This window comes from Vibrio sp. 16 (assembly GCF_963681195.1).
Classification (GTDB): domain Bacteria; phylum Pseudomonadota; class Gammaproteobacteria; order Enterobacterales; family Vibrionaceae; genus Vibrio; species Vibrio sinaloensis_D.
Window position 1 is genome coordinate 105,756 of the sequence record NZ_OY808997.1, and the last position, 13,636, is coordinate 119,391.

Annotated in this window: 13 protein-coding genes; 10 read left to right on the top strand and 3 right to left on the bottom strand. The window is 46.9% G+C overall.

The window, feature by feature from the left end; translation table 11 throughout:
- Positions 1-74: 74 nt before the first annotated feature.
- Together U9J37_RS00495 and U9J37_RS00500 are read right to left on the bottom strand one after the other, a co-directional pair.
- The gene (locus U9J37_RS00495; protein ID WP_005471566.1) at positions 75-2,015 is read right to left on the bottom strand and encodes a HAMP domain-containing methyl-accepting chemotaxis protein; all 1,941 of its coding nucleotides are present in this window, start codon (positions 2,013-2,015) and stop codon (positions 75-77) included.
- Between the two features lie 316 nt (positions 2,016-2,331).
- Complete coding sequence (locus U9J37_RS00500; protein ID WP_005471529.1) at positions 2,332-2,772, bottom strand: CBS domain-containing protein; 441 nt, start codon at positions 2,770-2,772, stop codon at positions 2,332-2,334.
- Between the two features lie 308 nt (positions 2,773-3,080).
- On the opposite strand from U9J37_RS00500, the gene queA reads away from it, so the two are divergent.
- From queA to U9J37_RS00550, 10 genes are all read left to right on the top strand, one after another.
- Positions 3,081-4,133 carry a tRNA preQ1(34) S-adenosylmethionine ribosyltransferase-isomerase QueA gene (queA, locus tag U9J37_RS00505; RefSeq protein ID WP_038139897.1) on the top strand — a complete coding sequence of 351 codons (1,053 nt, stop codon included), beginning with the start codon at positions 3,081-3,083 and terminating at the stop codon, positions 4,131-4,133.
- 166 nt (positions 4,134-4,299) lie between these two features.
- Positions 4,300-5,436 carry a tRNA guanosine(34) transglycosylase Tgt gene (tgt, locus tag U9J37_RS00510; RefSeq protein ID WP_005471490.1) on the top strand — a complete coding sequence of 379 codons (1,137 nt, stop codon included), beginning with the start codon at positions 4,300-4,302 and terminating at the stop codon, positions 5,434-5,436.
- A gap of 175 nt (positions 5,437-5,611) precedes the next feature.
- On the top strand, positions 5,612-5,941 hold the full coding sequence (gene yajC / locus U9J37_RS00515; RefSeq protein ID WP_004747918.1) for a preprotein translocase subunit YajC: 330 nt from the start codon (positions 5,612-5,614) through the stop codon (positions 5,939-5,941).
- A gap of 20 nt (positions 5,942-5,961) precedes the next feature.
- Entirely contained in the window at positions 5,962-7,818 is a 1,857-nt protein-coding gene (secD, locus tag U9J37_RS00520; protein ID WP_083794649.1) for a protein translocase subunit SecD, read from the top strand.
- Positions 7,819-7,832: 14 nt separating this feature from the next.
- A complete protein-coding gene (secF, locus tag U9J37_RS00525; protein ID WP_005471464.1) occupies positions 7,833-8,780 on the top strand; it encodes a protein translocase subunit SecF in 948 nt (315 codons plus the stop codon).
- Positions 8,781-8,845: 65 nt separating this feature from the next.
- On the top strand, positions 8,846-9,337 hold the full coding sequence (locus tag U9J37_RS00530; RefSeq protein ID WP_005471540.1) for a hypothetical protein: 492 nt from the start codon (positions 8,846-8,848) through the stop codon (positions 9,335-9,337).
- A 106-nt stretch (positions 9,338-9,443) separates the two neighbouring features.
- Positions 9,444-9,776 carry a DUF1904 domain-containing protein gene (locus tag U9J37_RS00535; RefSeq protein ID WP_005471597.1) on the top strand — a complete coding sequence of 111 codons (333 nt, stop codon included), beginning with the start codon at positions 9,444-9,446 and terminating at the stop codon, positions 9,774-9,776.
- A gap of 48 nt (positions 9,777-9,824) precedes the next feature.
- Positions 9,825-10,682: a penicillin-insensitive murein endopeptidase gene (gene mepA, locus U9J37_RS00540; RefSeq protein ID WP_005471495.1), complete on the top strand. Its 858-nt coding sequence runs from the start codon at positions 9,825-9,827 to the stop codon at positions 10,680-10,682.
- Positions 10,683-11,004: 322 nt separating this feature from the next.
- Complete coding sequence (locus U9J37_RS00545; protein ID WP_005471513.1) at positions 11,005-12,336, top strand: cytochrome ubiquinol oxidase subunit I; 1,332 nt, start codon at positions 11,005-11,007, stop codon at positions 12,334-12,336.
- A 2-nt stretch (positions 12,337-12,338) separates the two neighbouring features.
- Positions 12,339-13,331, top strand: a complete 993-nt coding sequence (locus U9J37_RS00550) for a cytochrome d ubiquinol oxidase subunit II (RefSeq protein WP_005471445.1) — start codon at positions 12,339-12,341, stop codon at positions 13,329-13,331.
- Positions 13,332-13,379: 48 nt separating this feature from the next.
- Here the strand turns inward: U9J37_RS00550 and U9J37_RS00555 are convergent, their stop codons facing one another.
- Complete coding sequence (locus tag U9J37_RS00555; protein WP_005471547.1) at positions 13,380-13,634, bottom strand: YfhL family 4Fe-4S dicluster ferredoxin; 255 nt, start codon at positions 13,632-13,634, stop codon at positions 13,380-13,382.
- Positions 13,635-13,636: the final 2 nt, after the last annotated feature.

Here is a 13,636-nt window from a genome sequence, read left to right on the forward strand (position 1 = left end):
TTTAGGTACAGATATTCTGTTTAGGCATAAACTTTGACATGCTTTGAGCGGCGCAGGCCGCTCTTTTTTATGCCTTAAAGTTTGAAAAAGCTTAACAGATCTTTTTGTTTAACCGCCAAAGAGGCAAGCTCTTCACTGGCGCTCTTACTTTGCTGAATACCGGAGACGTTTTGGTTGACCAGATCGAAGGTAAGAGAGACGTTTTGTGAAATGTCTTGTGTCACGCCAGACTGCTCTTCAGATGCAGTCGCAACCTGAGTGTTCATATCAGAAATCAAACCAACCGACTCAGTAATCGAGGTAAATGCTGATCTGAGTTCGTCACTGTATTTACGTGACTCTTCAGCGAGCGCTAAGTTAGATTGCATAAACTGATTGGCATCTTTTGCTTGAGCCTGTAAGCGCGAGATGATTTCTTGAATATCGACGGTTGATTGCTGAGTTTTCGCTGCAAGAGAGCGGACTTCATCAGCAACAACAGCAAATCCACGTCCTTGCTCCCCAGCACGAGCGGCCTCGATGGCTGCGTTCAACGCCAGCAAATTCGTTTGCTCTGAAATAGAGTTAATCACTTCCACGACCGTGCCAATCTCGACAGAGTACTCTTGCAGTTGGTTAACAATTTTCGACGTTTCGCCAATCGAGCTGTCCACTTTGCTTGCAATTTGGTCAGAGGAATCGAGAGAGTTACCGCCATTTTGCACATTGGTAGACGCTTCAGATGCTGCGTTTTCAGCGTTCGCGGCATTTTGGCTCACTTCACTTGCGGTGCTTGAAAGTTCATTGATCGCCGTTGCGATTTGCTCCATTTGGCTCAGCTCTTGGCGAGCATTGTTTTCCGTTTCACCCATGACGGCGGTTAGCTCAACTGAAGCGGATGAAACGTTGTCTGAGATCTGGTGGAAGCCATCAATGATTCGGCGAAGCTCAGTGCGCATTTGCAATATGTTGGCGTAGATCCCGGTTTCGTTGCCTGTCGTTTGGATATGGTTAGATAAGTCACCCTTGGATACGTCTGCGACAATTTTTTCAATATCACTTGGTTCGCCACCGACCACTTTTAGCACGCTACGATAAATAGCAATGGCAATGCCCAGCGCAATAATGATCACGATTGCAGAAAGTACAAAAATGGTCCACTGAGCATTTGAGAAGCGATCGACCATCTCAGGACCAACGCTGTCTTGGTTTTCTTTTGTCGCGAGTTTTATCTCTTCAATGGTTGCCGCCGCAGAGGCGCCCATGACATCTAGCGTGCCAGAGATAACTTGGTTGCGGGAATTGATCGTCGTTACTACGTTATTGAACGTTTCACGGTACTGCTTAAATGACGCTTGAAATGCATTGAGATGGGAAATTTGCTCTGACGTCATCAACTGAGATTCAACTTGCTCAGCGATTTGTGCCACTTTGGCAAACTCTTCGTTGGCGCGCTCTGCATCATTTTGTGCATTACTGGTAAGGAATTTAGAAGCATAAAGGCGCGACAACAACAAATGTTGCTGAAGTGTGCCCGCGCTGACTGCCACATCTAAATCATCCTCAGTCGCAGCCTGGTTCATAATATTAGTGACTGACACACGCATATTTAAGCCAGCAGGATCCAATTGCTCTTTGACCAACTGATTACGCTGATTGACCAGTTGTATCACTTGGTTGAAGCCTTGCTTATACTGTTTTAACTGATTTTCAATCGAGACAAACTCTGACTTGTGACCATCATCAATATGGGAGTCGAGAACCTCTTCTATCAAAGAGATAGCGGTGTTGATGCGCTCATTTAGCGCAGCGATGTTTTCTGGATTATGGTTCTGAATGTACTTTAAGGCGGCTAAACGCGCCTCAAGAATATTGGCTTGAATACGCCCCGTAGAGACACTGGTTAATGCCAGCGCACGGTAGGTATTGAACCCACCACTGGATTGATAGAATCGAAATGAAGCGACAACGGAGATGACCAAAATTAGGCCTAAGATTACCCCAAAACCAAGGGTTAATAATTTTTTAAGGCTCATACCAATGTTCCTGTTAAGCTGACTTTTTCAATTGGTGTGTACTGACGTGGGTATGTATCTATATTTATAGTTTTGTAACTAAATTATAATGACAGATTGGCGTTTTTTCAGAGAAATAATCTGATGGAGTGACCTTTAGGCAAAAATGCCTTGTTGCTGGTGGCTTTGTAGAGGGAAATCGGTATATACCCGACGGTGAGAGTAATATTCTCTAGCCGCGACAATAGCTTGTCGGTGTTATGGCAAATTACGATGTCGAGGGTGATGGAAGCGCTAGCGATATCGTGCGCTTCCATTGTTATGTAGACGTTCGCATCTACTCCATTTCTTCTGGTTCGGCTTCTTCTTGCAGTTCAAGTAAATTGATGGCGATTGAAACAAAGTCGCTGTCGGTAATAATGCCAACCAAATGGCCTTTATCTACCACAGGTAAACAGCCCACTTTGTGTTTCTGCATGTAGATTGCGCTCTCTTTCAACCCTGCTTGTGGCGCGACGGACATAATGCTGGTTTTCATCACTTCATAAAGCGGAGTATTGAGAGTATAGGACTGACTTTCGGGAAGTTTTTGTAGGCTTGATTCTTGTGCGGCGAGTACATCACGCTGTGAGACGACGCCCAATAACTTTCTATCCGCATCGATGATAGGAACATGACGGATGTCGAGCGCTTCCATCATGTTTTTGGCATCGGCGAGATTGTGGGAGCGAAGAAGCGTATGCGGGTTACGCGTCATCATATCTTCTACCTTAATCATGGCTGCCTCCTGATTTATTCTTTTTTGCTCTTTAAATATAGTGATTTTCTTCACTTGAGTTTGAGAGCTGAACGCGTTTTTGTCCCGATAACCGCAACTTTTTTGCGGTAAATCAATGGTGAGTTCACTCGGCGAGAGCGGGAGGCAAATGAAGGGTTAAATGGGGCAAATGATTACAATAATTCACATCTCTTTCCTTGATATTGCGAGCACGCAGAATATACTAGTCGGCTGCGAAAAACTCGTCGTCTGTTTGTGACAGAATCAGTTCGACTCACATGAAAAACCACGACAAAAGATTTAGTAACATGCAAGTATCTGATTTCCATTTTGACTTACCGGATGAGCTTATTGCTCGTTACCCACAGCCAGAACGCACTGCGAGCCGTTTATTGCAAATGGATGGCAATACCGGCGAACTGGTTGATGGCACATTTACCGATGTTTTAGAGCAAGTCCAGCCAGGCGACTTGGTGGTGTTTAACAACACGCGAGTGATTCCTGCACGTATGTTCGGTCGAAAAGAGTCGGGCGGTAAGCTGGAAGTGCTTGTAGAACGCGTGCTTGATGAGAAAAGCATTCTCGCGCATGTTCGCTGCTCTAAATCTCCAAAGCCGGGAACGACGATTTTCATTGGTGAAAACGATGAATACTCAGCGGAAATGGTGGCACGTCATGATGCGCTGTTTGAGCTGAAGTTTAACGCAGAACAAAATGTATTGGCGGTATTGGAAGAAATCGGCCACATGCCACTTCCTCCGTATATTGACCGCCCTGATGAAGATTCAGATAAAGAGCGCTACCAAACGGTTTACAATGAAAAACCGGGTGCGGTTGCGGCGCCAACGGCAGGTCTTCACTTTGATGAACCTTTGCTTGAAAAGATCAAAGCAAAAGGCGTTGAGTTTGCCTACGTTACCTTGCATGTGGGTGCAGGTACGTTCCAACCTGTGAAAGTCGACAATATTAATGAACACCACATGCATGCTGAGTACGTTGAAGTACCACAAGAAGTGGTGGATGCAATTAACGCAACTAAAGCTCGTGGCGGCCGTATTATTGCCGTGGGGACTACGTCTGTACGCTCTCTAGAAAGTGCCGCGCAAGATGCGATCAAAAAGGGCACTGAGTTGGCTCCTTTCTTCGGTGATACTGAGATCTTCATCTTCCCAGGTTACGAATATCAGTTAGTGGATTGTCTAATCACTAACTTCCACCTGCCAGAATCGACACTGATCATGTTGGTCAGCGCATTCGCAGGTTATGAAAACACGATGAACGCATACAAACACGCTGTAGAGAACAAGTACCGTTTCTTCTCTTATGGTGACTCGATGTTCATCAAGAAAAAAACTGACTAGCCTTGTGCTAGTTAGCTTTTTCACCATTTATGATTTACGAGTGCTAGCAGTATGCTAGGAGGCTGACCAGAAGGCTGGTTGGTATCTCGCACGGAAGGCGACCGCTCCTACAATGGGATAATCCCGAAAATATCGTCAGACTGTTTCTCTGACAACCGGAGGCTTCGTGAAGTTAAAATTCGATCTTAAGAAAAAAGACGGTGTTGCACGTCGTGGTCAACTGACCTTCGAACGTGGCACAGTTCAAACGCCGGCATTTATGCCAGTAGGTACTTACGGTACCGTTAAAGGTATGACTCCTGAAGAAGTAAAAGGCACAGGCGCTGAAATCCTGCTTGGTAACACATTCCACCTATGGCTACGTCCTGGTCAAGAAATCATGAAAATGCACGGCGACCTGCACGATTTCATGAACTGGCACGGTCCTATTCTTACGGATTCAGGCGGTTTCCAAGTATTCAGCCTAGGTAAAATGCGCACTATCACTGAAGAAGGCGTACATTTCCGCAACCCTGTAAACGGTGACAAGATCTTCATGGACGCTGAAAAGTCGATGGAAATCCAGAAAGACCTAGGTTCGGATATCGTAATGATCTTCGACGAGTGTACGCCATATCCAGCGACGCACGATGAAGCGAAGAAATCGATGGAAATGTCACTGCGTTGGGCACAGCGTTCTCGTGATCACTTCGATAAGCTAGAAAACCCGAACAACCTATTTGGTATTGTTCAAGGTGGTGTTTACGAAGACCTGCGTGATGTGTCTGTAAAAGGCCTAACTGAAATCGGTTTTGATGGTTACGCTGTCGGCGGTCTTGCAGTTGGTGAACCTAAAGAAGACATGCACCGCATCTTAGAGCACACATGTCCTCAGCTACCAGAAGACAAGCCTCGCTACCTAATGGGTGTGGGCAAACCTGAAGACTTGGTTGAAGGTGTTCGCCGTGGTATCGACATGTTTGACTGTGTAATGCCAACGCGTAACGCACGTAACGGTCACCTATTTGTGACTGGTGGTGTGATCAAGATCCGTAATGCGAAACACAAAACGGATACAAGCCCTCTGGATCCGCACTGTGACTGTTACACTTGTCAAAACTACTCGAAGTCGTACTTGCACCACTTAGAGCGTTGTAACGAAATCTTGGGTGCTCGTCTAAATACGATCCACAACCTTCGTTACTACCAACGCCTAATGGAAAGTATCCGTACGGCGATTGACGAAGATCGTTTCGATGAGTTCGTGAAAGAGTTCTATGAGCGTCGTGGCCGTGAAGTACCGCCACTATCGAAAGAGCAGTAATTGACACGATATAAAGATTCAAAGCCTTTGGCATTTTGCCAGAGGCTTTTGCTAATAAAGTAGGCAAACGCAAGCTATTTTTGAGAGAGCGATCTATATTAGTCACTCTCAGACTTGAAACTAAATTGCGAAAGCCCAACTTGGACATTAATAAAAAATACTAGAGGATGTTTTAATGTTTATTTCTCAAGCTCACGCAGCAGCAGAAGGCGCACCAGCAGGCGGCGGTTTCGAAATGCTAATCATGTTAGGTATGTTCGCGGTGATCTTCTACTTCATGATCTACCGTCCACAAGCTAAGCGTGTAAAAGAGCACAAGAGCCTAATGAGCTCGATGGGTAAAGGTGATGAAGTGCTAACAAGCGGTGGCCTAGTGGGTAAAATCACTAAAATCGCAGAAGACAACGACTACATCTCAATCGAGCTAAACACAAATAACGAAGTTGTTATCAAGAAAGATTTCGTTACTGCAGTGCTACCAAAAGGTACGCTTAAGTCTCTATAAACAGCTAAAGGATCTCCGCTGTGCTAAACCGCTATCCATTATGGAAGTATCTGATGGTGGTGTTAACCATCGCCGTTGCGGCCTTGTACGCACTTCCAAATATTTACGGTGAAGATCCGGCTATTCAAGTTACAGGGGCGCGTGGCGCCTCTGTTGATATGTCAACGCTGGATTCTGTCACACAAGCTCTTGATAAACAGGGCTTATCTCATAAATCCATTGCTTTAGAAAATGGATCTATTCTCGTACGTTTTAACGACACTGATACGCAAATTAGTGCTCGTGACGTGATCAATGAAGCGCTTGGCAAAGACAAGATTGTTGCTCTGAACCTTGCTCCTGCAACCCCTGACTGGCTTGAGTCTATTGGTGCAAATCCAATGAAGCTTGGTCTTGACCTACGTGGTGGTGTTCACTTCCTGATGGAAGTCGACATGGACGCTGCAATGGAGAAATTGGTTGGTCAACAGGAAGAAGCGTTCCGCAGTGAGCTACGTGAAGCGAAACTTCGTTACCGTGCCATTCGCCCTGCAGGGAAAGACGGCGTAGAAGTTTTACTTCGCAACGCCGAGCAACTTGCTGAGGCCGAAGCACTACTAAAGAAAAATCATCCGGATATGATCTTTGTTGATTCAGATTCGAATGGCCGCTTTGCATTGACCGCAACCTTTACTGAGCAACGTCTAACTGAAATTCGCAACTATGCGGTAGAACAGAACATTACGATTCTGCGTAACCGTGTAAACGAACTGGGTGTTGCTGAGCCTCTTGTGCAGCGTCAAGGTGCAAGCCGAATTGTAGTTGAGTTACCTGGTGTTCAAGACACCGCACGTGCGAAAGAAATTCTTGGTGCAACCGCAACGCTTGAGTTCCGCGAAGTGGACTCTCAAGCGGATCTTGCTGCAGCTGTTAATGGCCGCGCGCCAGCTGGCAGCGAAATCAAGCAAGACCGTGATGGTCGCCCAGTTGTGCTTAAGAAGCGTGTCATTCTAGGCGGTCAAAGCATTACTGACGCAAGTTCAAGTGTTGATGAATATGGTCGCCCTCAAGTTAACATCTCGCTAGACAGCGAAGGTGGTAACAAGATGGCTGCGTTCTCACGCCAGAACATCGGTAAGCTAATGGCAACGGTTTTCGCTGAATACAAAGACAGCGGTCGCCGAACTCCTGAAGGCCGTGTGATTCTGAACAAGCACGAAGAAGTGATCAACCAAGCAACGATTCAATCTGCGCTAGGTCGTAACTTCCGTATCACTGGTATTGATTCTGCGGCAGAAGCCCACAACCTAGCACTTCTACTTCGTGCAGGTGCTCTGATTGCACCGATCTCGATTGTTGAAGAGCGTACCATTGGTCCATCTATGGGTCAGCAAAACATCGATATGGGTATCCAAGCGATGATTTGGGGTATGGTTGCGGTAATGCTGTTTACCTTGGTTTACTACCGCAAGTTTGGCTTGATTGCTAACGTCGCGCTAATGGCGAACCTAGTGTTGATCATTGGTGTGATGTCGATGATCCCTGGTGCAACCATGACCCTACCGGGTATTGCGGGTATCGTTCTTACCGTTGGTATGGCCGTCGATGCGAACGTACTGATCTTTGAGCGTATTCGTGAAGAGCTTCGTGATGGCCGCAGCCCTCAGCAAGCGATTCACCAAGGCTATGCGAACGCATTCAGTACCATTGCCGATGCGAACATCACGACCCTAATCACAGCGATCATCCTGTTTGCAGTGGGTACGGGCGCGATCAAAGGTTTCGCGGTCACGCTATCTATCGGTATCTTAACGTCTATGTTTACAGCCATTGTGGGTACACGTTGTATCGTGAACCTTGCATACGGTGGTAAGCGAATCAACAAACTGTCGATCTAAGGCTAGGAATTAGTATGTTTCAGATTCTAAAAGCAGAAAATACGATCGACTTTATGCGTTGGTCGAAGCTGGCATTCGTGTTCTCAATCCTCATGATTGGTGCGTCTATCTTTACTCTCTCAACCAAGTGGTTGAACTGGGGTCTAGATTTTACAGGCGGTACGCTAATCGAAGTGGGTTTCGAGCAGCCAGCAAACCTTGAAGACATTCGTAGCGCGCTTGAAGCAAAAGGCTTTGGCGATGCAACGGTACAGAACTTTGGTAGTGCTCGTGACGTGATGGTACGTCTTCGTCCACGTGATGATGTTGCGGGTGAAACGCTGGGCAACCAGATCCTAAACGCTATCAAAGATGGTACCGGTGAAAGCGTAGAAATGCGTCGAATCGAGTTCGTAGGCCCTAACGTGGGTGACGAACTAACTGAAGCGGGTGGTCTTGCGATCCTTGTTTCGCTTATCTGTATCTTGATCTACGTATCGGTGCGATTCGAATGGCGTTTGGCAGCGGGTGCGGTATTGGCGCTTGCTCACGACGTTATCATTACGCTTGGTATCTTCTCTTTGATGCAAATCGAAGTGGATCTGACCATCGTAGCGGCATTATTGACGGTGGTCGGTTACTCGCTCAACGATACCATCGTTGTCTTCGACCGTATCCGTGAGAACTTCCGTAAGATGCGTAAAGGCGAACCAGCAGACATCATGAACAGCTCAATCACTCAAACATTGAGCCGTACCCTGATTACTTCTGGTACGACCTTGTTTGTAGTTATTGCACTGTTTACGCAGGGTGGGGCTATGATTCATGGCTTCGCAACCGCACTTCTACTGGGTATTACGGTTGGTACTTACTCATCAATCTACGTAGCATCAGCGCTAGCATTGAAACTGGGTATTACCAAAGAACACCTAATGCCACCTCAAGTAGAAAAAGAGGGTGCAGAGTTCGACGAGATGCCATAATCATCTCGAATAAGAGTGTAAAGCCGCTGCTTGTCAGCGGCTTTGTTGTTTTTGGAGGGCAGAGAATGCGCATACTCGTCTTATGGCTTGGTTTATTGTCATGTCACGCATCGGCGACGACTTTGCTGCTCACAACGCCTATCCAAGAGTTTGTCTCTGATGTGCAATCGTCTTGGGTGCAATGTGAGGAGCAAGTCTGGTGTCAGGACGCGTTAACTTATTATCGCCATGACTACTATGGGCAAGCTGAACGCATTCATGAGCAGTGGGTGCTGGAGTTGTTCAGTGAGTATTCGAACCATCGATTCTCAGATCTTCAATTGAATCTGCGTAGTGATGGGTTTTCCTTGATCCACGTTGATATTGCTGGGAAGCAGTTTGATGTGATCCAGCAGTTAACCGTTAAAGGGGCTGAAGAGGCCGATAAAGCGCTCATTGAGTTCATTAATGCTTTTCCGGCTGCGCAGCCAAGAGTTTTAACTTGGCAAAGCCGATTATGGAAAGCCAAGTTGGTGAGTGATGGCGAGCTCATTTCGCTGAGTTTAATTCCGCGGTGAAACGCAAAAATAAACTTCTCTAGATGCCGCACACTTTTCTTATTGGCTACAAACTTTAAGTCATAACTTGTTATGATGGTTGAAAATAATAAATAGGAAGCAAGTCATGCCACATTTACGTTTTCGTGCAGTCGAACCACAAACGGTTCAAACTCTTTCTCAATCTCTCATTGACGGGTTGCAGCCTCATATGGATTGCCCAAGAGAGGATTTTACCTTTGAGTATATCTACAGTACCTTTTTCCATGAGGGGGAAGTTAGCGCTGCATACCCATTTGTCGAAGTGCTTTGGTTTGACCGCGGCCAAGAGACGCAAGATGCTGTGGCTAAGATCATTACTTCTCAAGTTCGTGGGATTATCGGTGAAGATGTCGATGTTGCGGTTATCTTTACGGCGTTGAATGCGCAAGGTTATTACGACAACGGATCACACTACTAGAGCCGATAAGAGCGGTTTCAATCGGCGCAAGCAAGGGAGCTCAAGGGAATGAAAATCACGTTCGGTTATCGAAAAGGCTTTTGGGCTCTGTTGCTTATTTTAGTGTTCTCACCAGCACACGCCAGTCCTTGGGAGCAAGTCACACAGCCTTCATCACAAGCGCCTCAGTCAATCGGCAGTTATGCTAATGGGTGTCTTGCTGGCGGTGCCTCTCTACCGTTAAGTGGCGATGGTTATCAAGTGATTCGAAGTCAGCGGGCTCGTTACTATGGTCACCCTGACGCAATTGGCTTTATCCAGCGTCTTGGTGCCTTGTCTCAGCAGCAGCTCTCCACACATATTTTGATCGGTGATATGTCACTGCCTCAAGGCGGCCGATTCTCTTCAGGGCATTCCAGCCATCAAACCGGATTAGATATTGATATCTGGTTAAAACTGGCCGATGAGCCGTTGTCACAGACTCAGTTGGCAGAGCCTAAACCGCTTAGTGTCGTTAACATCGAGCAATACCAACTGCTGAAAAACAATTGGAACCCGCGACATTTTGAGCTGGTTAAACTGGCTGCAAGCGATGAGCAGGTGGCGCGAATTTTTGTTCACCCTGTGATTAAAGAGAAGTTATGTGCCAGTGAACAAGCGAGTGATCGGGCTTGGTTACGCAAAGTGCGCCCGTGGTGGGGTCATCACTACCATATGCACGTGAGGTTAAAGTGCCCGCAAGATAGCCGTCACTGTAAGCCACAAGCAGCGCCACCACAAGGTGATGGTTGTGGTGCTGAGTTGGCGAGTTGGAAACCACAGCCTAAGCCGGCAGCCCCAAAAGCCGCTTCTGTAAAAGCGAAGAAGAAATCACCAAAAGTGATGCCCGAACAGTGTCGACAACTTCTGGCTGTAAATGGTCGTTGATAAATTCATAATAGCCACACAGTTACTCTTGTTTTTGTAATTTTATTTCATATATCCCGAACTCTAAGTACGAATAATTCGAACTCTGATTTTTCGTCTCTATCTCGTTACATTTCTTTTCTCTTTTTCAATTTTCGCTACGCTTTCACGTCTTCTGTGACGATTTTTACGGCTCTTTTTATCACTTGAGTTGATATAAATCATGGCTGTAGAGAACCAGAGCCCCTGATTTTCTCTGACCATAAATCCAAACGGTCTCTTTTTTCGTAAAAAAATTACAGTTAACTACGTTTTAAGCACGACACGTTATTGAGGAACCGAGATGTTAGATACCCTCATGCTGTCGCGGATTCAGTTCGCGGCCAATATCAGCTTTCACATTCTTTTTCCGACCATCACTATCGCTTTGGCTTGGATGCTGGTCTTTTTTAAGTGGCGCTACAATCGCACTCAAGCACCTGTTTGGCTCGATGTTTATTATTTCTGGGTCAAAATTTTCGCCCTGACATTCGCTTTGGGCGTCGTGTCGGGCATTACGATGAGTTTTCAATTTGGAACCAACTGGCCTGGTTTTATGGAGCGAGTCGGCAATGTCGCAGGACCGCTATTGGGCTATGAGGTGATGACTGCATTCTTTATGGAAGCGACTTTCCTTGGGGTGATGTTGTTTGGTCGAGGCCGCGTCCCTGATTGGTTTCATACCCTTGCGACGGTATTGGTTGCGGTGGGGACAACTATGTCAGCGTTTTGGATCTTAGTACTCAACAGTTGGATGCATACGCCAAGTGGTTACGAAGTGGTCGATGGCATCGTGCACGTCACCAGTTGGAAAGAAGTGATTCTCAACCCATCGCTGCCTTACCGCTTTGCTCATACTTTGCTCGCCTCCGCCTTGACGGCAAGTTTCTTGATCGCCGGTATCTCAGCTTATCAAGTGATTAAGCAGCCGAATCATCGAGCCGCTAAATTGGGCTTGAAAGTCTCTCTATTTGCGGCAGCTGGATTTATACCGCTGCAGATATTCGTTGGGGATTTGCATGGATTGAATACCCTAGAGCATCAACCTGCCAAAATCGCGGCGATGGAAGGGGTTTGGGAAACGGAGCAAGGTGCACCTTTGCTGTTGTTTGCAATGCCGAACGAAGAGACGCGAAGCAATGATTTTGCTGTTGGTATTCCTAAGCTCGCGAGTCTGATATTGACGCATGACCTTAACGGGGAGATTGCGGGGTTAAATGAGTTTGCGCCGGATCACCCACCGGTTAAGCCGCTTTTCTTTGGTTTCAGAGTCATGGTTGGGGTCGGTGTGTTGATGTTATTGGTCAGTTGGTTTGGGGCGGCTAGGTTGGCTCGCAAAAATGCACTGCCGAAGCCCTATCTTTATACCGTGTTGGCGATGACGTTTTCCGGCTGGGTAGCAACATTGGCTGGGTGGTACGTGACAGAGATAGGCAGGCAGCCATGGCTTGTGAGTGGAGTTCTGAGAACCTCTGAAGCCGTGACCCCAGTTGCGAGCAGCCAAGTCATGATTTCGCTGGTTATGTATTTAGTGATCTACGCGATTTTGCTGGTGGCGTACATTCACACTCTGTTCTATTTGGCACGTAAAGACGTGGCAGCGCATCAAGTTACCCTAGAGCAACAAGAGGCCTAATCATGCTCGACTATTTACCAGAAATTTATCTTTTGCTGCTTGGCTTTTCGGTCTTTATGTATGCAGTGCTAGACGGCTACGATTTGGGCGTGGGGATCTTGTTGCCTAGTGATAATGAAGTTCAACGCGATAGGATGATTGCCTCGATCGGACCATTTTGGGATGCCAATGAAACCTGGTTGGTACTCGCAGTAGGTATTTTGTTGATCGCTTTTCCGACCGCACACAGTTTGATTCTTACTGAGCTTTATCTACCAACGGCGATTATGCTGATTGCGCTGATCATGCGTGGGGTAGCGTTTGATTTCCGAGCCAAAGCAAACGCTGACCACAAACCGCGCTGGGATTGGTGTTTTAGGATCGGATCATTGGTGACCGCGCTGACTCAAGGTTACATGGTTGGCCGATACATCATGGGCTTTGAGCACAGCAGTGAGGCGTTTGGTTTTGCTTGGTTAAGTGCTTTATGTGTCGCTGCTGCGTATGTCTACATTGGTGGTGCTTGGCTGGTACTCAAAACGGAAGGGGATTTACAGGTCCGTTCAGCGCGATGGTCAAGGCGTGCGGGTTGGCTTGCTGCTCTGGGCATTTTGGCTGTGAGTGTGATTAACCCTATCGTCAACGAGCAGGTTGCTCTTCGCTGGTTCAGCTTCCCAGAAATCTTGCTATTAACCCCTGTACCGCTTGTGGTTCTGGCGACGATATTTCTAGTCGACCGTTATTTGCGTCAAGTCCCTATGGTCAATGACTTCGGTGTCCGCTGGCCATTCTTTGGCGTTACTCTGATTTTTGCTCTCAGCTTCCTTGGCTTAGCGTACAGCTTTTTCCCTGAGGTGGTACCGGGCACCATGTCAGCAAAAGAGGCGGCGTCTTCTCCTGCAACTTTGATGATTGTCGGGTATGGTGTAATGATCGTGATGCCGATGATCTTGCTTTATACCTTCGCGGTGTATCGAATTTTTAAGGGGAAAGCGACGGAGTTGAGCTACAAGTAAAACATCAGATACGAAAACGCCGCTCGAGGATGAGCGGCGTTTTATTTATTAAGCTAAGCCCTGAATAATAACGAACTTTTCGAGTAGTTCTTCTTCAGTCTCAACATGGTCTGGATCGGTGATGATACATTTAGCAATCGGACACACCGACTGACACGTTGGCTTCTCGTAGTGACCTTTACACTCAGTGCAGAGATCGGGGTCGATCTCAAAGATAGTGTCACCCATAGTAATCGCGCCGTTTGGGCACTCTGGGTCACACATATCGCAGTTAATGCACTTGTCAGTGATCAGTAAAGCCATGC

Excerpts from the sequence above, each read along its gene's own strand:
- U9J37_RS00495 (WP_005471566.1), bottom strand. The coding sequence starts at position 2,015 with ATGAGCCTTAAAAAATTATTAACCCTTGGTTTTGGGGTAATCTTAGGC.
- U9J37_RS00500 (WP_005471529.1), bottom strand. The coding sequence starts at position 2,772 with ATGATTAAGGTAGAAGATATGATGACGCGTAACCCGCATACGCTTCTT.
- queA (WP_038139897.1), top strand. The coding sequence starts at position 3,081 with ATGCAAGTATCTGATTTCCATTTTGACTTACCGGATGAGCTTATTGCT.
- yajC (WP_004747918.1), top strand. The coding sequence starts at position 5,612 with ATGTTTATTTCTCAAGCTCACGCAGCAGCAGAAGGCGCACCAGCAGGC.
- secF (WP_005471464.1), top strand. The coding sequence starts at position 7,833 with ATGTTTCAGATTCTAAAAGCAGAAAATACGATCGACTTTATGCGTTGG.
- U9J37_RS00530 (WP_005471540.1), top strand. The coding sequence starts at position 8,846 with ATGCGCATACTCGTCTTATGGCTTGGTTTATTGTCATGTCACGCATCG.
- U9J37_RS00535 (WP_005471597.1), top strand. The coding sequence starts at position 9,444 with ATGCCACATTTACGTTTTCGTGCAGTCGAACCACAAACGGTTCAAACT.
- mepA (WP_005471495.1), top strand. The coding sequence starts at position 9,825 with ATGAAAATCACGTTCGGTTATCGAAAAGGCTTTTGGGCTCTGTTGCTT.
- U9J37_RS00545 (WP_005471513.1), top strand. The coding sequence starts at position 11,005 with ATGTTAGATACCCTCATGCTGTCGCGGATTCAGTTCGCGGCCAATATC.
- U9J37_RS00550 (WP_005471445.1), top strand. The coding sequence starts at position 12,339 with ATGCTCGACTATTTACCAGAAATTTATCTTTTGCTGCTTGGCTTTTCG.
- U9J37_RS00555 (WP_005471547.1), bottom strand. The coding sequence starts at position 13,634 with ATGGCTTTACTGATCACTGACAAGTGCATTAACTGCGATATGTGTGAC.